Origin of the sequence: Streptomyces agglomeratus, assembly GCF_001746415.1 — a bacterium.
GTDB classification, from domain to species: Bacteria; Actinomycetota; Actinomycetes; order Streptomycetales; family Streptomycetaceae; genus Streptomyces; species Streptomyces agglomeratus.
On the sequence record NZ_MEHJ01000001.1, the window covers coordinates 7,102,481 to 7,123,671 of the forward strand.

Annotated in this window: 18 protein-coding genes and 1 pseudogene; 13 read left to right on the forward strand and 6 right to left on the reverse strand. The window is 71.5% G+C overall.

Annotated elements, in window-relative coordinates:
- Positions 1 to 93: 93 nt before the first annotated feature.
- Positions 94 to 564, reverse strand: a complete 471-nt coding sequence (locus tag AS594_RS31100) for an SPW repeat protein (RefSeq protein WP_069775431.1) — start codon at positions 562 to 564, stop codon at positions 94 to 96.
- A 143-nt stretch (positions 565 to 707) separates the two neighbouring features.
- Here AS594_RS31100 and AS594_RS31105 point away from each other — a divergent pair, with 143 nt between their 5' ends.
- Positions 708 to 1,436: a class I SAM-dependent methyltransferase gene (locus AS594_RS31105; RefSeq protein ID WP_069775430.1), complete on the forward strand. Its 729-nt coding sequence runs from the start codon at positions 708 to 710 to the stop codon at positions 1,434 to 1,436.
- Between the two features lie 53 nt (positions 1,437 to 1,489).
- Here AS594_RS31105 and AS594_RS31110 read toward each other — a convergent pair whose 3' ends face one another.
- Positions 1,490 to 1,930 carry a lysozyme family protein gene (locus AS594_RS31110; protein ID WP_069775427.1) on the reverse strand — a complete coding sequence of 147 codons (441 nt, stop codon included), beginning with the start codon at positions 1,928 to 1,930 and terminating at the stop codon, positions 1,490 to 1,492.
- 496 nt (positions 1,931 to 2,426) lie between these two features.
- Between AS594_RS31110 and AS594_RS31115 the strand changes: the two genes are divergently transcribed.
- The 4 genes from AS594_RS31115 to AS594_RS31130 all read left to right on the forward strand — a co-directional run bounded on the left by AS594_RS31115 (position 2,427) and on the right by AS594_RS31130 (position 8,776).
- Positions 2,427 to 2,651, forward strand: a complete 225-nt coding sequence (locus AS594_RS31115) for a hypothetical protein (RefSeq protein WP_069775426.1) — start codon at positions 2,427 to 2,429, stop codon at positions 2,649 to 2,651.
- Between the two features lie 194 nt (positions 2,652 to 2,845).
- Entirely contained in the window at positions 2,846 to 3,652 is an 807-nt protein-coding gene (locus AS594_RS31120; RefSeq protein ID WP_069775424.1) for an HlyD family efflux transporter periplasmic adaptor subunit, read from the forward strand.
- Positions 3,649 to 5,925: an NHLP family bacteriocin export ABC transporter peptidase/permease/ATPase subunit gene (locus tag AS594_RS31125; protein ID WP_079144315.1), complete on the forward strand. Its 2,277-nt coding sequence runs from the start codon at positions 3,649 to 3,651 to the stop codon at positions 5,923 to 5,925. Before AS594_RS31120 ends, AS594_RS31125 begins: the two co-directional genes overlap by 4 nt.
- Position 5,926: 1 nt before the next feature.
- Entirely contained in the window at positions 5,927 to 8,776 is a 2,850-nt protein-coding gene (locus AS594_RS31130; RefSeq protein ID WP_069775452.1) for an NHLP bacteriocin export ABC transporter permease/ATPase subunit, read from the forward strand.
- 4 nt (positions 8,777 to 8,780) lie between these two features.
- On the opposite strand, the gene AS594_RS31135 is transcribed toward AS594_RS31130, so the two are convergent.
- Together AS594_RS31135 and AS594_RS31140 are read right to left on the reverse strand one after the other, a co-directional pair.
- Positions 8,781 to 9,479, reverse strand: a complete 699-nt coding sequence (locus tag AS594_RS31135; protein WP_069775449.1) for a type 1 glutamine amidotransferase domain-containing protein — start codon at positions 9,477 to 9,479, stop codon at positions 8,781 to 8,783.
- 45 nt (positions 9,480 to 9,524) lie between these two features.
- The gene (locus AS594_RS31140) at positions 9,525 to 9,848 is read right to left on the reverse strand and encodes a putative quinol monooxygenase (RefSeq protein ID WP_069775447.1); all 324 of its coding nucleotides are present in this window, start codon (positions 9,846 to 9,848) and stop codon (positions 9,525 to 9,527) included.
- 291 nt (positions 9,849 to 10,139) lie between these two features.
- On the opposite strand from AS594_RS31140, the gene AS594_RS31145 reads away from it, so the two are divergent.
- Genes AS594_RS31145 through AS594_RS31165 form a run of 5 tightly spaced genes read left to right on the forward strand, consistent with a single transcriptional unit; the run spans position 10,140 to position 14,402 of the window.
- A complete protein-coding gene (locus AS594_RS31145) occupies positions 10,140 to 11,735 on the forward strand; it encodes a sensor histidine kinase (protein WP_107357862.1) in 1,596 nt (531 codons plus the stop codon).
- Between the two features lie 4 nt (positions 11,736 to 11,739).
- Positions 11,740 to 12,150, forward strand: a complete 411-nt coding sequence (locus AS594_RS31150; RefSeq protein ID WP_028812112.1) for a roadblock/LC7 domain-containing protein — start codon at positions 11,740 to 11,742, stop codon at positions 12,148 to 12,150.
- The gene (locus AS594_RS31155) at positions 12,147 to 12,515 is read left to right on the forward strand and encodes a DUF742 domain-containing protein (protein ID WP_069775418.1); all 369 of its coding nucleotides are present in this window, start codon (positions 12,147 to 12,149) and stop codon (positions 12,513 to 12,515) included. Before AS594_RS31150 ends, AS594_RS31155 begins: the two co-directional genes overlap by 4 nt.
- A complete protein-coding gene (locus AS594_RS31160; RefSeq protein WP_069775443.1) occupies positions 12,496 to 13,116 on the forward strand; it encodes a GTP-binding protein in 621 nt (206 codons plus the stop codon). The genes AS594_RS31155 and AS594_RS31160 overlap by 20 nt, the downstream gene beginning before the upstream one ends.
- The gene (locus tag AS594_RS31165) at positions 13,113 to 14,402 is read left to right on the forward strand and encodes a cytochrome P450 (protein ID WP_069775441.1); all 1,290 of its coding nucleotides are present in this window, start codon (positions 13,113 to 13,115) and stop codon (positions 14,400 to 14,402) included. Before AS594_RS31160 ends, AS594_RS31165 begins: the two co-directional genes overlap by 4 nt.
- 87 nt (positions 14,403 to 14,489) lie before the next feature.
- On the opposite strand, the gene AS594_RS31170 is transcribed toward AS594_RS31165, so the two are convergent.
- Both AS594_RS31170 and AS594_RS31175 read right to left on the reverse strand, forming a co-directional pair.
- The gene (locus AS594_RS31170; protein WP_069775439.1) at positions 14,490 to 15,515 is read right to left on the reverse strand and encodes a 7-epi-alpha-eudesmol synthase; all 1,026 of its coding nucleotides are present in this window, start codon (positions 15,513 to 15,515) and stop codon (positions 14,490 to 14,492) included.
- Between the two features lie 230 nt (positions 15,516 to 15,745).
- Positions 15,746 to 16,950 (reverse strand): annotated as a pseudogene (locus AS594_RS31175) (IS110 family RNA-guided transposase).
- A 419-nt stretch (positions 16,951 to 17,369) separates the two neighbouring features.
- Between AS594_RS31175 and AS594_RS31180 the strand changes: the two are divergent.
- The 3 genes from AS594_RS31180 to AS594_RS31190 all read left to right on the forward strand — a co-directional run bounded on the left by AS594_RS31180 (position 17,370) and on the right by AS594_RS31190 (position 21,190).
- Positions 17,370 to 18,917 carry an MFS transporter gene (locus AS594_RS31180; protein WP_069775438.1) on the forward strand — a complete coding sequence of 516 codons (1,548 nt, stop codon included), beginning with the start codon at positions 17,370 to 17,372 and terminating at the stop codon, positions 18,915 to 18,917.
- Positions 18,918 to 19,056: 139 nt separating this feature from the next.
- The gene (locus AS594_RS31185; protein ID WP_069775437.1) at positions 19,057 to 20,025 is read left to right on the forward strand and encodes an alpha/beta hydrolase; all 969 of its coding nucleotides are present in this window, start codon (positions 19,057 to 19,059) and stop codon (positions 20,023 to 20,025) included.
- Positions 20,018 to 21,190, forward strand: a complete 1,173-nt coding sequence (locus AS594_RS31190; protein WP_069775436.1) for an acyltransferase family protein — start codon at positions 20,018 to 20,020, stop codon at positions 21,188 to 21,190. Before AS594_RS31185 ends, AS594_RS31190 begins: the two co-directional genes overlap by 8 nt.
- The last annotated feature ends 1 nt before the right edge of the window (position 21,191 follow it).

Here is a 21,191-nt window from a genome sequence, read left to right on the forward strand (position 1 = left end):
GCCGGGGCCGGGCAGGCGCGGCCGGGCCCCGGCCGTGCCGACGGCCGGGGCCCGGGTAGGAGTGCGGGTTCGTGCTCGTGGGCGGGCGCGGTCTCAGCCCCTGGGGCCGACGTCGGCGTTCCGGCGGCCGCGGGAGCGGGCCCGGCCGGACCCGGCGCCGTGCATGGCCGCCATGGCCAGGCCCAGCAGCAGGGCCAGGCAGCCGACGATCACGTTGCTGACGATGCTGCGCGTGGTGTCGACGTTGCCCGACACGACCCACGGCGCGACGATCGTCCATGCGCCGATGGCGGTGGCGGCCCAGGCCATGCTGTGGGTCCGCTCGTACGCCGAACCGAATCCGCCCATGCACAGGGCGTAGGCAACACCGGTGATCAGGTTGCACACGGCCAGGGTGGTGAAGCCGTTGAAACCGACGATCCACGGCGACGCCGCGAGGTACACACCTGTGAGCAGCGCCAGGGTCTCCACCGCCTGGGCGCGGGGAGTCGTGGTGGCCCGCTCGAACCGGGAGCGCATCTCGGCGACATCGGGGTGCTGCTCAATGCTGGGGTGAGTGGTCATGACAGGCTGCCTCCACTAAGAGAGCCTTTATCTGCCCTTTACGTGACAATTAACGCGCAATCGCCCATTCAGGTCAACGGTTCGCTCGGGCGGGTTTACCCGGGTGCCCCAAGGCGGAACGGGGCGCTGGCTACGCTGGGCCCGTGTTCACCTCCCAGGGCCCCACCCTCCGCGAGCTGGCCGTACAGGCTCTGTCCTCCATCGAGCGGGGCTACGACCTGCTGGCCCCCAAGTTCGACCACACCCCCTTTCGCACACCCGACCGCTTCCTCGACGCGGTCGCCGGAGCCCTGGAGCCCCTCGGCCCGTTCGGCGCGGGGCTGGACGTCTGCTGCGGCACCGGCGCGGGCGCGCGGGTCCTGCGCCCGCTGTGCCGGGAGCGGGTCACGGGGGTCGACTTCAGCGCGGGCATGCTGGCCGCCGCCCGCGAGGCGTCGGGCGACGACGGGAGGGGGCCCGCGACGGAGTGGGTGCGGGCGGACGCCCGGGCCCTGCCGTTCAGCAAGGAGTTCGATCTGGCGGTCAGTTTCGGGGCGTTCGGGCACTTCCTGCCCGCCGAACGGCCCGTGCTGTTCGGCGGGGTCCACCGGGCGCTGCGGCCCGGCGGACTCTTCGTCTTTCCCGTCGGAGCGCCCCCGCCCATCGGTTCACCGCTGTACTGGACGCTGCTCGGCTTCGACGCCGCCATGCGCGTGCGCAACGCGCTGTGGCGGCCGCCGTTCGTCATGTACTACCGGACGTTTCCGCTGGGCGGGGTGCGCGACGATCTGGTCAGGGCCGGGTTCACGGTGCGGCTCCAGCCCCTGGAGGAGTTCGGCCGGCGCGGCGACGGCAGCCCCAACTGGCGGCTGGTGGTGGCCCGCAGGGCGTGAGCGGCCCGGTCCGGCGTCCCGGCCGGGGCCCGGCGCCGGGCTCCGGCCCGGGCTCAGTAACCCTTGGGCGGCCGGTCGGGGTCGGCCTGCTGGACCCGTTCGGCGAAGTTGGAACCGGACTGGTTGACGTCGTACCTCGCACGTACGTAGTTGATGGTGGCGCACATGCAGGCGACGACGTCGTACGGGGTGGTGGCGGTGCCCTCCTGGTGGTACGCGGCGAAGGTCGGGGGGATGCACTGTGTGGCGCCGCGCGAGCAGTTCTGCGGGTGCCCGTCGGCCATGACCGGGCCGTGCGTGTTGGAGTCGTTGGTGTTCACCCGCCACTGCGGGTGGTTGGACGCGGACTCGCGCAGCGCGATCGTGACGAGCGCGGGTACGCCGTACTCCGGGTCCATGCCGGTCAGTTCGCAGGCCCGTCGGGCATATGTGCGCATGGCCGACTCGCCGGATTCGTCGTCGGGATCCTCGTAGGTGACCTCACTCAGCTCCATGGGTGTCCCCTCCTGCTGCCGTCCGCGGCGGACGTTCGCTCTGACCGGTATTCCTACCCATGTCGCCGATGACCTAGGCGGGCCCGTTCCGGCAGGAAGTCGCGCGGTTTCTCCCGCGGTTGTGAAGTGGATTTCCGTAAGGGCGGTGCAACATCGGCGAATCTGCACATCGAATACGCAGGCGGCACACCGTCTCCTAATAGTTGTCGCCGCGCTGACCTGCGGCTATGCGTGTCTGTGCGGGAATGTCCGCATCGGTCTCTCGTTGCCTGAAGGCCGCACCGGATTCAGCTCGGACGATCTCGTGAAGAACCTGTCACCAAGCCATGAACGCATGTGCACTTCGCGGCAATTCCAAGCAGAGATGTGCCCGGACCGGCAATGGCCCGACTGGCTGCCCAACGCGCTTACGTGCTTTGATCCTTCGCACTGGGGCCAATCCGTCAGGCGCGGTCCCGGTAATTTCGAATATTCACCGCGAAGGGAAACTCGCATCATGAACTCCTCCCAGGTTGCGACCCAGGAAATCTCCGACAACGACCTGGACAACGTGTCCGGCGGCCTCCTCGGCGGCGTGGTCGGCAACGCCACCGGCGTCCTCAACTCCGTCGTCCCCGTCTCGGGCACCGTGGGCTCCGCCCTCGGCACCGTCGAGGGCGTCACCGGCCTCAACACGGGCGCGGTCACGGGCATCGCCACCGCCACGGTCGCCGGCGTCTGATTCTCCGGTGCCGCCGAGCGGCACCGGTCACCAGCGGTGACTACGGCCCGTCGGCGCCCCCTCCTTGCCGACCGGCCGGACCGTACGCCCCGGACCTCTCCACGGCCCGGGGCGTACGGACGCCCCCGGATTTCTGACAGACCGACGCAGTCGGACCATCGCAGTGGGATCATTGCGGTCGAGGGAAGAGTGTCGTGCAGTTTCGCCAACAGGCGCTTTCCAAGCTGCAATCGCCCGAAGAAATTGATCTGCCGGTGCGATTCGCCCGGCCCCAGGGCCGGCTTGTTCTGACCGTCACGGTCATCGTCATGATCGCCTCGGCCGTCTGGGCCGTGAACGGCACGGTGTCCACCACGGTCGCCGCCCCGGGAGTCCTCACCCACGCCCAGGGCAGTTACGTCCTCCAGAGCCCCGTGGCCGGCCAGGTCACCGCCGTACTGGCCGAGGAGGGCGAGCGCGTCTCGGCCGACGCACCCCTGCTGAAGGTCCGCACCGCGCGGGGGGACGCCGTCGTACGCACCATCGCCGCGGGACGGCTGACGACACTCGTCGCCGCCATCGGTTCCGTGGTGACCACCGGAGCGGATGTGGCCGCCGTCGAACGGGTGAAGAACGCGGACGACCCCCTGATGGCGGTGCTGTACGTACCGGCCGAGCGCGGCGCCGGGGTTCCCGTCGGCGCGGCCGTCGACCTGAGCGTCCAGTCGGTCGCGACGCAGCAGTACGGCGTGCTGCGCGGCAAGGTCGCGTCCGTCGGCAGGACCGCCCAGACCCGCCAGCGCATCACCGGCTTCCTCGGCAGCGGCCAGCTCGGCGAGGAGTTCTCCGAGCAGGGCCAGCCCGTGGCCGTACTCGTACGCCTGGACCGCTCGGCCGAGGCCGAGTCGGGCTACTCCTGGTCGACTTCGCAAGGACCGCCGTACGCCGTCGAGTCCATGACGCTCGCCACCGGTTCCATCCGCCTCGCCGAGCAGCATCCGATCGATTGGCTGCTTCCGTGACCGCCCCGAACGAATCCGCGGCCCCGCCGCAGCCGCAGCTGCCGCCGCCGGGCCGCCGCAGACACCGCCCCGAGCCCGCGACGGGCGGGCGCCGCCGCGCCCGGCCCGTCCAGGTCAAGAAGCGCAGGGCCGTACGAACGCCCACGGTCCTCCAGATGGAGGCCGTGGAGTGCGGAGCCGCCGCGCTCGCCATGGTGCTCGCCCACTACGGGCGCCACGTGCCGCTCGAAGAACTCCGCATCGCCTGCGGCGTCTCCCGCGACGGCTCACGGGCCAGCAACCTGCTCAAGGCGGCACGCGGTTACGGCCTCCAGGCCAAGGGCATGCAGATGGAGGCGACAGCGCTCGCCGAGGTCCAGGCGCCCGCCGTCCTCTTCTGGGAGTTCAACCACTACGTCGTCTACGACGGCATGGGGCGCCGCTTCGGCCGCCGGGGCGTGCACATCAACGACCCGGACAAGGGCCGCCGTTTCGTCGCCGCCGAGGAATTCGACACCAGCTTCACGGGCGTCGTCCTCGTCTTCGAACCCTCGGAGTCCTTCCGCCGCGGCGGACGCAGGCCGGGCGTCATGAGCGCCGTTCCCGCACGCATGCGCGGGACGACGGGCACCCTGCTGGCCGCGCTGCTCGCCAGCCTGCTGCTGGTCGCCGTCGGGGCGGCGGTGCCGGCGCTGAGCCGTACGTACATCGACATGTTCCTGATCGGCAACCGGACGTCGGTGCTCGGGCCGCTCTTCGCGTCCATGGCCGCCATGGTCACACTCACCGCCGTACTGACCGGACTGCAACAGGCGAACCTCCTGCGCGGGCGCATCATCTCGTCCACGCTGAGCAGCGCCCGGTTCCTGCGCCACCTGCTGCGGCTGCCCGTCACCTTCTTCGCGCAGCGCAGCCCGGCCGATCTCGTCCAGCGACTCCAGTCCAACGACGCGGTCGCCGAGACGCTGGCGCGCGACCTCGCCGCCGCGGGCGTGGACGGGGTGGTGGTGATCCTCTACGCCCTCCTGATGTGGACGTACGATCCCCAGCTGACGTACGTCGGAGTGATCGTCGCGCTGCTCAACGTGGTCGCGATGCGCATCGTGATCCGGCTGCGCGCCACGCACACGCAGAAGCTGCGCGCCGACAGCGCCCGGCTCACCAACACGTCGTACACCGGCCTTCAGCTCATCGAGACGATGAAGGCCACCGGCGGCGAGAACGGGTTCTTCCGCCGCTGGGCGGGACAGCACGCGACCACCCTGGACGTGCAGCAGCGGCTGGGCGTGCCCAGCGCGTTCCTGGCCGTCGTCGCGCCCACCCTCGCGACCCTCAACAGTGCGCTCATCCTGTGGATCGGCGGCCTGCGGGCCGTGGAGGGGCACATCTCCATCGGTCTGCTCGTCGCCTTCCAGGCGCTGGTGGCCCGCTTCACCGCGCCCATCAGCAGGCTCAACGGAGTGGCGGGCCGCATCCAGGACTTCGCCGCCGACGTGGCCCGGCTGAAGGACGTCGAGAACTTCCCGGTCGACGTCCTGTACTCGCGCCGCGAGCCGGACGAGAGCACCCGCAGGCTCAAGGGCCACGTGACGCTCGAAGACATCACCTTCGGCTACAGCCCCCTGGACAAGCCGCTGCTCACCGGCTTCTCGCTGGCGGTCGGCCCCGGGCAGCAGGTCGCCCTCGTCGGCGGTTCCGGCAGCGGCAAATCGACGGTGTCGCGGCTCATCTCTGGGCTCTACACGCCCTGGGAGGGGACGATCCGGATCGACGGACAGCGCCTGGAGGACATCTCCCGCAGCGCGCTGGCCGCCTCCGTATCCTTCGTCGACCAGGACGTCTTCCTCTTCGAGGGCACGGTCCGCGACAACGTGGCCCTGTGGGACCCCTCGATCCCGGACGACTCCGTCGTCGCCGCCCTCCAGGACGCCGCGCTGTACGACGTGGTCGCCCGGCGCCCGGACGGTATCCACAGCCGCGTCGAGCAGGACGGCCGCAACTTCTCCGGCGGGCAGCGGCAGCGGCTGGAGATCGCCCGCGCCCTGGTCAGACGGCCGAGCATCCTCGTACTCGACGAGGTGACGAGCGCGCTCGACGCCGAGACGGAGCGGATCATCATCGACAACCTGAGGCGCCGGGGTTGCGCCTGCGTCGTCATCGCGCACCGGCTGAGCACGGTGCGCGACAGCGACGAGATCGTCGTACTCGACCACGGTTCGGTCGTCGAACGCGGCCGGCACGAAGACCTGGTCGCCGCCGGCGGAGCGTACGCCGAGCTGGTCAAGGAGCACTGACATGTCGTCCGTACATCCGGCCGCCGTCGACGGCGGTGGCGCCGCCGTGCCCGACACGGTGACCTACGCCCTGGGCGGCCTCGGGGCTCCCGTCGACTGCGCCGGTCTGCGCAGCCTTCCGCTGGAAGGGCCCCAGGTGCTGTGGCTCGTCGTGGGAGGCGCCCTGGACCTCTTCGCCGTGGACGCCGCACAGCAGGGGCACTGGCACTTCCTCGGCAGGCTGGAAGCGGGCGCGCTGCTGCTCGGCCCGGTCGAAGGCCCGCAGCACACCCTGCTCGGCAGGCCGTCGCAGGACTGCCTGCTGCGGCGGATCCCGCTGCGGGAGCTGTACCGGCCTGCCGGGTACGCCGATCCGTACGCCGCCACCGACGCGGGGTACGAGAGCCCGCTCGACCACGCCTTCGCGCTCGGCATCGGGCGCGGCCTGGGGGTGCTCTTCCAGGCCCCGCTGGACGGCCGTCCGGACCTGGAGGGGCCCGTGGGCGACGACGACGTGCTGTGGATGCCGGTGTCGCCCGGCAGCGTGCAGTACGGCGCCTCCTACAGCGCCGACGCCGCCTCCGACCTGCTGGTCGAGACGGCCATGTGGCAGCAGCTGGTGAACCAGCAGTACCGGCTGCTGTCCGCCGTCGACCACTGGATCGAGGAGCTGGAGCGCGCCCACGAGGACCGTACGGCCGCCGGCATCAAGGCGGGCGCGGCCGTCCGCGCGCGGGCCGACCAGGCCCTGGTCGCCTCCATCGGTCGCCCCGATCGGTCCGGGCGCGCCGCGGCCGGACCCGATCGCGCCACCGACGACGCCACCTTCGCCGTCTGCCGCCGGGTGGCGGAGGCGGCCGGCATCACCCTCACCGAGCCCCCGAAGGGCGGCGCGGCTAACGACCGCGTCACCCCCGTCGAACGCATCGCGCTGGGGTCCCGCGTCCGTACCCGGGACGTCCGGCTCACCGGGCGCTGGTGGCGGACCGACTCCGGACCGCTGGTCGGCCACCGGGCCAAGTCCGGAGCCCCGGTCGCGCTGCTGTGGCGCCGCGGCGGCTACGAGTCGGTCAACCCGGCCTCCGGAATGCGGATGCGGATCGGCAGGGACAACGCGGACGACTTCGAGCCGCGCGCGGTCATGTTCTACCGCCCGCTGCCCGAACGCCCCATGACGCCGTGGCGCCTGCTGCGCTTCAGCCTCCGTGACACCCGCCCCGACCTGCGGAACCTGCTCCTCAGCGGCCTGGTGACGGTCGGTCTCGGCGGACTGGTGCCGATCGCCACCGGCCAGGTGCTCGGCGTGTACGTACCGAACGCGGAGACCGGCCTCATCGTCCAGGTCTCGCTGGCCGTCATGATCACCAGCATCGTCACGGCGTCCTTCATGCTGCTCCAGAACCTCACCATCCTGCGCATGGAGGGCCGCATCGAGGCCACCCTCCAGCCGGCCGTCTGGGACCGGCTGCTGCGGCTGCCGACGAAGTTCTTCGCCGCCCGGTCCACCGGAGAACTCGCCAGCGCCGCCATGGGCATCAGCGCCATCCGCAGGGTGCTGTCCGGGCTCGGACCGGTGGCCGTGCAGGCGAGCACGGTCGGCGCGATGAACATCGTCCTGCTGTTCTGGTTCAGCGTGCCGCTGGCGCTCGCGGCGATCGCCATGCTCGTCGTCATCGGCGTGGTGTTCCTCGGGATGGGCCTGTGGCAGGTGCGCTGGCAAAGGCGCCTGGTCGAACTCGGCAACAAGCTCAACAACCAGGCGTTCCAGACCCTGCGGGGGCTGCCCAAACTGCGCGTCGCCGCCGCCGAGAGCTTCGCGTACGCCGCCTGGGCCCGCGAGTTCGCCCGCTCGCGCGAACTCCAGCAGCGCGCGGGCCGCATCAGGAACCTCACCACGGTCCTCGACGCCGTCTACCTGCCGCTCTGTTCGCTCATCATGTTCATGCTGCTGGCGGGCCCGGCGCGGGGCAGCATGTCGGCCGGCGCGTTCCTGACGTTCAGTACGGCCGTCACCATGCTGCTGACATCGGTCACGCAGCTCACCGGCGCGCTCATCTCGGTCGCCGCCGTGCTTCCCATGTTCGAACAGATCAAGCCGGTCCTCGACGAGGCTCCGGAGGTACGCGGCGCCAGCGCCCAGCCCGGCACCCTGTCCGGCGGCATCGAGGCGCGCAAGCTCACGTTCCGGTACACCGACGACGGGCCGCTGGTCCTCGACGACGTGTCGCTCGAAGTGAAGCCGGGGGAGTTCGTGGCGGTCGTCGGCCCCAGCGGCTGCGGCAAGTCGACCCTGCTGCGGCTGCTCATCGGCTTCGACAAGCCGCTGTCGGGCAGCGTGCTGTACGACGGCCAGGACCTGGCGGCGCTCGACCAGGCGGCCGTACGCCGTCAGTGCGGTGTCGTACTCCAGAACGCGCAGCCCCTCACCGGATCGATCCTCGACTGCATCAGCGGCGCGGAGGTGTTCTCCCAGGAGGAGGTGTGGGAGGCCGCCGAGATGGCCGGTCTCGCCGAGGACATCCGGCGCATGCCGATGGGCCTGCACACGATGATCTCCGGCGGCGGAGCCGTCTCCGGCGGCCAGCGGCAGCGGCTGATGATCGCCCAGGCGCTGGTACGCCGACCTCGGATCCTCTTCTTCGACGAGGCCACCAGCGCGCTGGACAACGAGACGCAGCGCATCGTCATGGAGAGCACGCGCAGGCTGAGCGCCGGACGCCTGGTGATCGCCCACCGGCTGTCGACGGTGATGGACGCCGACCGGGTGATCGTCATGGCGGACGGCAAGGTCGTCGAACAGGGACCGCCCGCGCGGCTGCTCGCCGACCCGGGCGGCCGGCTGCGCGAACTGGTGCGCCGCCAGCTGGCGTGAGCGGCTACCCGCGCAGCGCCGCGAGCATCTTCTCGGCCAGCGGGCCGGACGAGGCGGGGTTCTGGCCGGTGTACAGATTGCGGTCGACGACCGTGTACGGCGCCCAGGGCTCGCCCTCGCTGAAGTCGGCGCCGAGTTCGGTGAGCCGGTCCTGGAGCAGCCACTTGGCCCTGTCCGCGAGGCCCGCCTGGGCCTCCTCGGCGTTGGTGAAGCCGGTCAGCCGGTAGCCCGCGAACGGCGAGCCGCCGTCGGCGTCCTCCGCGGCCAGCAGCGCGGCGGGCGCGTGGCACACGACGCCCAGCGGCTTGCCCGAGCCGAGCGCGTCGGCCAGCAGCCTGCCGGATACGGCATCGACCGCCAGGTCCTCCATCGGACCGTGGCCGCCGGGGTAGAAGACGGCGTCGTAATCGGCCAGGTCGACGTCCTCCAGCCTCAGCGGCTGCTGAAGCCGGGTGAAGGACGCGAGGGCCCGTACGATCCGGTCCGCGCCCTCGGGGCCGCCGGTGACCTCGGGGGCGAGGCTGGCCTTGTCCACGGTCGGCACGACGCCGCCCGGGGTGGCCACCACGACCTCGTGGCCCGCGCCGGTGAACACCTCGTAGGGGGCGACGACCTCCTCGGCCCAGAAACCGGTGGGGTGGCGGGTGCCGTCGGCCAGCGTCCAGTGGTCGGCGCCGGTCACTACGAAGAGGATGTTCGACATGGAGCACTCCCTGACTGGTCGGTGATCGTTCCGGCGGTGTGAAATTCAGTCGATGTCGAGTTCGCCCATCGCGCTCCACCCGTCGGCGCCCTCGATGCTCGTGCTGACGATGTCGGGCGTACGGCGCACCAACGGGCGCATCGTGTCCAGGGCGGCCTTGAAGTGGGCGGAGTTGACGTGTGCCGCTGCCGCGTCGTCCTGGAACGCCTCGACCAGGACATAGGTGTCCGGGTCCTCGACGCTGCGCGACCACTCGAACCACAGGTTGCCCGGCTCGGCCCGCGTGGCCTCGGTGAAGGCCGCGACGTGCTGGGGCCACGCGTCGGCGTACTCGAACTTCACGGGAAACTTGACAACAATGAAGATCATTCGGTCATTCTATGCCGCACCCGATCAAGCTGCGCCAGTTGTCGGCATCGACGGCCGGATCTCTGATGCGGAAGCCGGTTGATCACTTCCATGCCGTACCCGCTAAGCTCCCTTGCAGCGCTGCCAGTTGACGTGACCCTGACCCTGTCCTGTCCTGCCCTGCTGTGCAGCCGCGCCCGTCGCGAGGCGGATCATCCCGGTGATCCGGCGAGTGCCGCCACACCAGGCACATGCCGTGCGACGAGGGCGCCTCCTACTTCCCTGTTCGATCGCGTTGGTTTGAGGATGCAGATGGAACTTGCCACTACGCCGCAGGCGGCCCGGGCCCCGGCCGCCCGGCACATCTGGTGGCTGCTGCCACTCGGATTAGGCGTCGCCTCCGTCGTCGCCCTGGCCGCGGGCCCCGACGGCACCCGAATACCCGTCGGCGCGGCGGGACTGGCCGCGACCGCGGCGACCGCCGTATGCGTCCGGCTCCTGCTCCGGTCCCAGCTGCGACTGCGCGACAGCGCCGCCGACTTCATGGCGAGGCAGGCGCAGCACTCCCAGGAGTGGCAGCAGCACATGATCACCCTGGAGGGGCAGCGGAACGCCGAGCGCTCGGCCCAGGAAGCCCGGCTCGCCGAAGAGGCCAGGGCCTGGCAGGGCCGGCTGGAGTACCAGCGGGCGCTCGTCGCCCGGCTCGGGGAGGAGTTCCTCCCCGACGCGCTGAAGCGGCTGCGCGACGGCGAATCGATCGACGACGTACTCTCTCCCCTCGCCCAGGACTCGGGCGTGTCACCGGAGTTCAGGCGTGAACTGCGCAAGGTCCTGCGGACCGCGCTGATCGCCGTCGAGGAGGAGTTCAACCGCAGCACTTCCGCGGAACAGGCCGTCATCAGCATCGGCAGCCGTATCCACGTCCTCACCAGCAAGCTGCGCGGCCGGCTGCACGAGATGCAGGGCGAGCACGGCCGCCTCCCGGCCGTCGCCCAGGGCCTCATGGACCTGGACCAGGAGATCGGCCCCGCCGACTGTCTGGCCGCGAGCATCGGCGTACTCGGCGGCTCCGACCGTCCCGGGCGCCAGTGGCAGGAACCGCAGCGCCTGCTCAGCGTGGTCCGAGGCGGCGTCGGGCGGATCAAGGACTTCGACCGCGTACAGGTGCGCCACCTCCCCGAACTCGGCGTGGACGGCGGTCTCGTCGACCACCTCACGCTCGTCTTCGCCCACCTCCTGGACAACGCCACCCGGTATTCGCCGCCCACCGAACCGGTGGTCGTCTCCGGCAAGGAGGTGCCCAACGGCGTCGGGATCGAGATCCAGGACGCCGGAAAGGGCCTGACCGAGGAGAAGAAGCGCCAGGCCCTGGAATCGCTGGAGGGAGTGGCGGCGGGCCCCGGCCTGGGCGGTCTGTCCGAGGACGCGAACCTGGGCCTGCGCGTCGTGGGGAAGCTCACCCGCAAGTACGGGATCAGAGTGACCTTCGCCGACTCGCCCTGGCTCGGCACCTCCGTGGTCGTGGTCGTTCCGCACAAGTACTTCAGCCCCCTGCCGGCAGCCCTGGTGGCCGACAGCCCGACCGGGTCGGTCGCGCTTCCGGCGCCGCTCGGTGAGCGGTCCCTCGCCCCGGCGGCCCCGTCCGGCGGCCCGCACTCCGGGGCGGCCCCCGGTGACGCGGGCACCGACACGACGCCGGGCGGCCTGCCCCGGCGCAGGAGCCGGCGCGGCGAACCGGCGACGGCGGCGCTGTCCACCACCGCGTCCGCGGCCGTGTCCGCCACCGCGTCCGCCGCGGCCGACGCCGCCGCCGTGCCGCCGGACTCGTCCTTCTCCGGCCTGGCCGCGTTCGCCACCACCGCCGGACGTGACACCGGCGGGAAGCCCCGTACCGAAGAGAGCGACTAGCCCCATGACGCAGCAGCACACCGACGTGAGCTGGGCGCTCCGCGACCTGACGGAGAGCATCCAGGAGATCCGCTTCGCCCTCGTGGCGTCCAGCGACGGCAAGGCCATCACCTCGTACGGCGCCGAGGACCCCGACGACGTCGACCGCTTCGCCGCCGTCGTCGCGGGCCTCCAGGCGCTCGCGCAGCCCGTCGCCGCGCAGTTCCCCAAGTACAGCGGGCAGTTGCGCCTGGCGATGATCGAAGTGGACGGCGGGCACCTCTTCGTGGTGCGGGCCGGAGTGGAGACGTACCTCGGCGTCCTCGCCAAGGAGGGCCTCGACCAGGGCCTGCTCGGCCACCAGATGAGGGACCTCGCCCGCAGGATGGGCGAACTCCTCGGAACCACCCCGCGGCTGGAGGAGCACTCTGAATGAGTGATCCCCACGGGCCCACGGACCCGTCCGGTCTCGAGCGCTACTACGTCCTCACCGGCGGCCGCAGCGGACCGGGCGGGGCCGCGCTGGGCCTCGACGTGGCGACCCTCATCGTGTCCCGCTCCGCGCCCGTCGCGGGTATGCAGCACGAGCACGAGCGGATCGTCCGGTGGTGCCGCGATCCGCTCTCGGTCGCCGAGCTCGGCGCCCATCTCGGACTGCCCTTCAACATTCTCGCGGTGCTGGTGGCCGACCTGCTGGAAGCAGGCCGGGTGGAAGCCCGTGACCCTATCCCGGCTTCCGCCGGCCATGGGCCGGACTTCGCGCTCCTCGAGGAGGTACTCAGTGGATTACAACGGCTTTGACCGCCCGGACTGGCCCAAGTCGTCCGGCTCACTGCCCGCCGAAAGCCGTTCGGTCAAAGTGATGATCGCCGGCGGCTTCGGCACCGGTAAGACCACCATGGTCCGCTCCGTGAGCGACATCAAACCGCTCACCACCGAGGAGACCCTGACCCAGGCCACCGTCGGCGTCGACGACCTGGTCGGCGTGGCGGACAAGGAGAAGACCACGGTCAGCCTGGACTTCGGCCGGATCGGACTCAGCGATCAGCTCGTGCTCTACCTCTTCGGTACGCCCGGCCAGGAACGCTTCTGGTTCCTGTGGAACGGCCTGTTCAAGGGGGCACTCGGCGCGGTCGTCCTGGTGGACACCCGCCGTCTGGAGTCGAGCTTCCGGGCCATCGAGGAGATGGAGCGCCTCGACGTCCCCTTCGTCATCGCCCTCAACGTCTTCCCGGACTCCAAGGACCACCCCATCGACGAGATCAGGGACGCCCTGGACATCACCGACCGCACACCGGTCGTCGCGTGCGACGCGCGCGACCGGGGATCGAGCCGTGACGTCCTCATCGCGCTGATACGTCATCTCAAGGAACGCTCTGCCGCAGCCCTGGAGCCCCGATGAACTCCCCGTCCTCACCCGGTCCGTACGACGGGACCGCCCAGGAGGGCCCGCCGGCAGGCTGCCCCCTCAGCTCCGGCGCGCCGGGCGGGACCACGCGGCTCTACGGCCCCGAGGCGTCGGCCGACCCGTACGGCATCTACGCCGGACTGCGCAAGCGGTACGGCGCGGTGGCGCCCGTACTGCTCGAAGGCGACGTACCCGCCTGGCTGGTGCTCGGTTACCGGGAGAACCGGCGCGTCCTGGACAACCCGCGCCAGTTCACCCGCGATTCGCGGATCTGGCGCGACTGGGAGGAGGGCCGGATCGAGCCCACCTCGCCCCTCGTCCAGATGGTGGGCTGGCGGCCCGACTGCGTCTCCCAGGACGGCGAGCCGCACCGACGGCTGCGCGGGGCGGTCACCGACAACCTCCAGGCCCTGGCCGGGCGCGGCATCCGGCGTCATGTCACGCACTTCGCGAACAAGCAGATCGACGCGTTCGCCGGTACGGGGCGGGCCGACCTGGTGGCCCAGTACGCCGAGTACCTGCCGATGCTCGTACTGACGCGGCTCTTCGGGCTCGCGGAGGGGGAGGGGCGGCGGCTGGCCACCTCGTGCGCCGAGGTCATCAAGGGCGGGGAGGACGCCCTCCACCACAACGACGTCATCATGCGGGTCCTCGCCGAACTCGCCGAGCGCAAGCGCGACGAGCCGGGCTCCGACTTCACCACCGGCCTCATCGAGCACCCGGCGGGCCTGGACGAGGACGAGATCCTCAGCCATCTGCGCCTGGTACTGATCACGGCCCACACCACGACCAGCAACCTCCTGGCGCGGGTCCTGCAACTCCTCCTCACCCACCGCTCCCACCTGTCCGGCCTGATCAGCGGGCAGCTGAACATCTCGGCGGTGGTGGAGGAGGTCATGTGGAACACTCCGCCGCTGGCGGTGTGCCCGGGGCGGTTCGCAACGGCCGACCTGGAGCTTGGCGGCCAGCACATCAAGACGGGCGACCTGCTGGTACTCGGCCTGACGGCCGGGAACCTGGACCCGGAGATCCGGCCCGACGCCGGCGTCTCCGTGCAGGGGAACCAGGCGCATCTGGCGTTCAGCGGCGGTCCGCACGAGTGCCCCGGCCAGAACGTCGGCCAGGCCATCATCGAGACCGCCGTCGACGTCCTGCTGCACCGGCTGCCGGGCCTGCGCCTGGCCACTCCGGCCGGTGAGCTGACGTCCACCGCCTCGACGTGGGAGTCACGGCTGGACCGCATCCCGGTCGAGTTCGTGCCGCAGGGCGCCGGGGTCTGAGACCGGCCGGTCCGCCGGCCGGCTTCCCGTACGCGAGGGAAGCCGGCCGGCGGCGGCCCGTCAGGGCGTCAGACGGTGAGCAGGGCGTCAGACCGTGAGCAGGTCGTCGAGGGAGCCGCGGCCCTCCAGTTCGGCAGCGGCCGCGGGGCCCTCCTTCGCGGCGGCGTACCGGCCGGTGGTCAGGGCCCATTCGTAGTTGCCGCCGATCCAGTGCCGTATGGCCTCCACGCCCATCCACACCCGGCGGCGTTCGTCGTCCGTCAGCCGGAGCTCGTCGCACATCGCGGGTACCCGCGCCTCCAGCCTCACGTACGCGTCGAGACGCTCGCTGGTCATCCGGAACGCCTCGGCGGCGGCCTTCTCCCACGACAGGCCGCGCTCGCGGTGGAGGACGGCGATCAGGTTGTGGCCGTCGCCCCGGCGCTTCTCCCGCTCGAAGGAGTGGATGTCGTTCATGAAGCCGATGGTGTCCGCGGCGGCGTCGCGCAGTCCCTCCATGACCGGGTGCGCCTGCGCCTGCGCGGGGACCTCGAAGCGGCGGCTGCGCTCGCCCGCGTCGATGCTGTGGTGGATGCCCACCGTGCGTCTGCGGAACGCCGTGTACGGCCTGACGCCGAGCAGGGTGCCGCGGGCCGCCAGGTCGACCTCCTCGGCGTGCGCGGCCAGGAACCGCCCCCAGGAAGCGGCGAAGCGGGTGCACCACGTCAGCGACATGCCGTCGGAGAGCTGTTCCCATACCTCGGCCCAGGCGAGCGTGATGGGGCAGACGACGCGCGGCAGGGTTCCGGCGGGGCGCAGCGGGGTCACGATGAGTTCCCTGGCGACCTCGGTTATCCGGTCGGCGCGGTCGGGACTCGCGGCGTCGAACTGGTCGTCGAAGAGGAAGGCCAGCGAGAACCAGTTCATCAGGACGACCATGTCGTCGGGCGAGGCGTGCGGGTAGGTGCGTATCGCGGCCTGCGGCAGGTCCCAGGACTGATATTCCTCGAAACCGGCCTGGCTGCGGACGAGTCCCATGTCCCGGACCCATCGCAGATGTTGTTCCCTCGCGTACTCCAGGTGCGTGCTGACCGGGGTGGTGAAGGGGAGATCGAACCGTACGTCCTGCGGCACTCGGGTGCTCCTTGTCGCGGGCGCGCGGGTCCCCCCGGCCTGCACGCCAGTGGCTTGTCATGCTCATTGGTCAATGGCGGTACCAGCATGCCCCGCGCGTAAACGATCTATGCCGACAAGATCAATTCGGTCGGATCCCGTGAACACGCACCCGGTATGCGGACGTGGCCCCGCCCTTGGCGTGCGTCAGCGGGGGGGTGCCTCTATGTCCTTCGTCAAGCTCAGGCTGGTCATGCGTGGGCTATTTCGGGGCCGCGTGCCTCGTAGAAGGTTCCGTCGCGGAGCATGGCGAACAGGACGCTGATGCGTTGGCGGGCGAGGCGGAGAAGGGCTTGTGTGGGTCTTTCCGCGGTTCCGGCAGCGGTCGTAGTAGCCGCGGGAGGCGGGGTCGTGCAGAGCGGCGAACGCAGACAGGAACATCGCGCGTTTGAGCTGCCGGTTGCCGCCTCTGGGTGCGTGTTCGCCGTGGATCGCGGTGCCCGACTGTTTCGTGGCCGGTGCGAGGCCGGCGTAGGAGGCGAGGTGGGCGGCGGTGGGGAAGCTGGTGCCGTCGCCGACGGTGACCAGCAGGACGGCGGCGGTCCTGACGCCGACGCCGGGCAGCGACGTCAGGACCTGGGAAAGAGGGTGGGCCTCCAGCAGTTCGCTGATCTGGGTTTCCAGGGCCCGGCGTTGTTCGTGGACGGCCGTGAGCGAGCGGGCCAGGGACGGGATGACCACGTCGAGGGTGCCGGTGCCCGGAACGACGACGGTCTGTTCGTCGAGCGCGTCGAAGATGTCGTCGATGAGCCGGGTGGCCATGCGCGGGGCCTTGGGGCGGATGAGTTCGACGAGTCTGCGGCGGCCGGCTTTCCGCAGGGCGGCCGGGGAGCCGTAGCGTTCGAGCAGCCAGGTGACGGCCTGGTGGTCCAAGCGGGGGCCGAGGACGCGCTCCAGGCTGGGGTGGAACTGGGTGAGCAGGCCCCGTATCCGGTTGGAGGTGCGGGTGGCCTCGGCTGCGAGGTCCTGGTCGAAGCCCACAAGGACGGTGAGCTCGGCGGTGATCTCGTCGGTCAGCTCCAGGGAGCGCAGGGTGTGCGGCATCGTGCGGGCGGCGTCCGAGATCACGGCCGCGTCCTTCGCGTCGGTCTTCGCCTCGCCGGGGTAGAGGTCGGCGATCCGCCGCATCGCGAGTCCGGGCAGGTAGGCGACCTGGCAGCCCGCGTCGCGGGCGACGGTCAGCGGCAGGGCGCCGATGGAGGCGGGCTGGTCCACGACGACGAGGACGGTGCCGAACTTCGCGGCCAGTTTCTCGAAGACGGCCCGCAGCTTCGGCTCGCTGTTGGGAGGGGCTTGTCGAAGACCTTCTTCCGGCCGGGGTCACCCCGTGGCCGTGGTGTGTGCTCTTGCCGACGTCCAGGCCGAGGAAGACGCCCACGCCTTCGGTGTCGATCACCGTGCCCCCACTCAGTCGTTGCCGTGCCGGCCTGGGTGTCGGGGCCGTTCTCGCGCATCCACGTTATGCAGACCTGCCGCCCGCAAACGGCCGGGCATTGCGCCCGGCCAGGCGGTGGTCGGACCTCTCATCAGCGTCTCCGACGGCACCCCTCGGGCCCGGTGACACCCCCCAGGTCATCCGATCGACAGGGGGCAACAGTCATGCCGGGCTCGGAGGCCAGCGGCCCTCTTGCAGGACCGCGAAAAACATAACGGGGCTCCTCGGAGTGGCTGCGCGATAAGCAGGCAAACCGGGATGAATGGGCGAAAGAGTGAAATGGGTGTGCGCATTGGCGTCTTATTTGAGACACTAACGTCTCAAGCGAGACCGGGAGGTGTCATTTGGCTCCCTCCGGCACGACCCGAAACAGGAAACCCATGCACCCCGCCCCCGCCCGGCAAGACACCCGGGCTCAGCTCGATCCCCGGCGCTGGGCCGTCCTCACGATCCTCTCCGGCAGCCTGCTGCTGATCGCGATGGACACCACGATCCTCAACGTGGCCTTCCCGTCCCTCGTCGAGGACTTGCAGCCCAGCTCCGTGCAGCAGCTGTGGATCATCGACGTGTACGCGCTCGCGCTGTCCGGTGTACTGGTCACCGCCGGTGCGCTCGGCGACCGTTGGGGACGCAAGCGCATGCTGCTCATCGGATTCGGCGTCTTCGCGCTCGCCTCGCTGATCGCCGTGTTCGCCACCGCGCCGTGGCAGGTCATCGCCGCCCGCGCACTGCTCGGCGTCGGCGGCGCGGCCATCATGCCGTCGACGCTGTCGATCCTGCGGCACGTCTTCAGCGACGCGCGTGAACGCGCCTTCGCGTACGCCGTGTGGGCCGCGGTCTTCGGCGGCGGCATGGCGCTCGGCCCGGTCGTGGGCGGCCTGCTCGTCGAGAAGAACGGCTGGCAGTCCGCGTTCCTGCTCAACGTGCCGGTCGCCCTCGCCGTCATCGCGTTCGGACTGTGGCTGCTCCCCGAATCGCGTCAGCCGCGTGAGGGCCGCTGGGACTGGTGGGGCGTCGGGCAGTCGGTCGTCGGCATGCTCGCCCTCGCGGGCGGCATCAAGCAGCTCGGAAAGGGCGGCCCCGCCGACCCGGTCGCCTGGGCGCTGCTGGCCGTGGCAGCGGTCGCGCTGACCGTGTTCGTACGCCGCCAGCTGAGGCTTCCGCAGCCGTTGCTCCGGGTACGGCTCTTCGCCGGCCGGTCGTTCAGCATCGCCGCCGCCGCGATCTTCCTCGGCATGATCGCGCTCGGCTCCGCCCTGTTCCTGATCACCCAGTGGTTCCAGTACGGCGAGGGCTACACACCGCTGGAGGCAGGCATCCGACTGCTCCCCGCACCCCTCGGACTGGTCGTCACCTCTCTGGTGACGCCCGCCCTGATGCACCGCCTCCAGATCCGCCACGTACTCGGCGGCGGCCTGCTGATGATGACCGCGGGCCTCGCGCTGCCGTGGGTCTTCCAGCGGACCGGCACCCTCGGCTACCCGTCGATCGCCTTCGCGCTGGCCGTACTCGGCTGCGGCGTGGGCATCGCCACCACGGTCGCCTCGGTGACCCTGATGGCCTCGGCCCCGGCGCGCGACGTCAGCGGCGCCGCCGCCATCGAGGAGACCTGCTACGAACTCGGTGCGGCGATGGGCGTCGCCATCCTGGGCAGTGTCGCGTCCGCCCTGTACCGGGCGCACCTGCCCGGACTCGGCCTGGACGGTGCGACCACCGCGGCCGTCCGCGACTCCGTGGGCGAGGCCGCACACGTGGCCGGCCACATCGGCGGGCCGGCCGGGGCCGCACTGCTGGACAAGGTCTCCACGGCCTTCACCGCGGGCATGACGCCGACCTTCCTGCTCGCCGCCGCACTTCCGCTCGCGGCGGCGGTGCTCACCTGGGCGAAGATCCCCAAGGACCTCCGCCCGACGGAGAACGCGCACTGACGGGCCCGGGACCCCTACCCGTAGTACTTCAGAGCTACGCGGAAGGTGCCCTCCCCGGTTGGACGCCGACCACGAGGTGTGATCCATAACTTCCTTACCGGAAGCACGTAAGAGATCCGGTACGGAAGGACCACCTGCCATGGCGTCCCGCCCCCGCAGCAGCCGCTGCCGCCGCACCCTGCTCGCCGCGCTCGTGATCGCCTCGGTGGCCGTGCCGGTGTCGGGCGCGGCCCGCCCGTCGGCTGTCCCGGCGCCCGCCCCCGCGGCCCTGGCCCCGCTCGGGGCCGCGACCCCCGCCGTCCTTGCCGGGCGGTACGCCGCAGGCCGGGACGGCATCCGGGCCGCCCTACGGGCGGCCGAGCGGCACGGCGACCACCGGCGGGCCGCCGCGCTGCGCGCCATGGCCGTCCCCGCCCGCCACTTCCTCTCCTTCGACGGCCGCGACGGCGGCCGCGCCGCCGAAGTCTTCGGCGACCTGTCACGGGCCGGGCGGATCGCCGTCCTCGTCCCCGGGTCGGACACCAGCCTCGACCGGTACGCACGGCTCAGAGCCGGCGCCACCGCGCTCCAGCGGGAGCTGGGCGAGGGATCGGCCGTCGTCGCCTGGCTCGGGTACAGGACCCCCGGCACGGTGAGCCCCGAGGTGCTGACCCCCGGCCGCGCCGACGACGCCGCCCCCGCCCTGCGCCGGTTCGTCGCGGAGCTGGCCGCGGCCAGGCCCACCGCCCGTACGTCCCTCCTCTGCCACTCCTACGGCTCCGTGGTCTGCGGCCGGGCCGCCGCCGGGCTGGACGTCACGGACATCGTTCTGTACGGCAGCCCCGGCACGGGCGGCGACAACGCCGCCGCGCTGCGCACCCGCGCGACCGTGTGGGCCGGCCGGGGCACCGGCGACTGGGTCGCCCGCGTACCGCACACGCGGTTGCGACTCCCCTTCTGCACCGTCGGACTGGGCGCCGACCCGGTGTCGCGCGAGTTCGGGGCACGGGGCTTCGCGGCGGGCGGGGCCGGTCACAGCGACTACCTGAAGCCCGGTTCCCTCTCCCTGGCGAACATCGCCCGGATCGTCTCGGGCCTGGCCCCCGCCGAGGAGGGCCGTCATGCGTGACCTGGTCCGCCGGATCGACTCCGCGACACCGCCCGGCCGGGACCGCGCCGTCGACGCGCTGCGCGCGCTGGCCATCCTCGGCGTGGTGCTCGGCCACTGGCTGGTGACCGCCCTCGTCGAGGACAGCGGCACGGTACGCGCCGCCAGCCCGCTCCACTACATGCCCCAACTCGCCCCGGTGTCCTGGATGTTCCAGACCCTGGCGGTCTTCTTCCTGGTGGGCGGGCTGGTGGGGGCGAAGAGTTACACCGCCGGGCGCGCCCGCGGCGGGACCTACGGGCAGTGGCTCCGGGCCCGTACGGCCCGGCTGGGCCGGCCGGTCGCCGCCGTACTGGTGGTGTGGGCGGTGGCGGCCGGCGTGATGCTGATGTCCGGTGCGGGCCCGGAGACCGTACGCGCGCTGCTGAAGCTGGCGCTGTCCCCGCTCTGGTTCCTGCTGGTCTTCGCGGCCCTCACGGCGGCCACCCCGCTGATGGCGAAGCTCCACCCGCTCTGGCCGCTCGCCTTCGTCCTGCACGTCGACCTGGTCCGGTTCGGTCTCGACGGACCCGCGTGGCCCGGCTGGCTCAACGTCGCGGCCGGCTGGCTCGTCCCGTACTGCCTGGGCGCGGCCTGGGCGCGGGGCAGCCTGCGCGGCCGTACGGCGGGCTGGGGCCTGCTGGCCGGCGGCGCGCTCGCCACCGCGCTCCTGGTCCTGTTCGCCGGCTACCCGGCGTCCATGGTCGGTGTGCCCGGCGCAGCCGTCTCCAACCTCAACCCTCCCACCCTCGCCGCCGTCACCTTCGGACTCGCGCAGTGCGGCGCGGCGCTGCTGCTGCTCGGCCCGCTGCGGCGCGTGCTCGCGCGGCCGGCCGTCTGGGCGGCGGTGGCACTGGTCAACCTCTCCGCGATGACCGTCTTCCTCTGGCACCAGACCGCGCTGATGGCGGTCACGGCCGTCGGGCTGCTCGCGGGCGGGCCCCTGCCCGGCCTGCACACCGTTCCCGACGGCTGGGGCTGGGTGTCGGCCCGGTCCGCCTGGCTGCCGGTGTTCGCCGGGGCGCTGTGGGTGTGCCGGGCGGCGTTCCGTACGTACGAACAGGGGCGGCCGCGCGAGGCGTTGAAGGCCGGCCGGGTGGTGTGCGAAGGGCATCCCGCCCAGGAGGCGCGGGTGCGGCGTGCTTAGG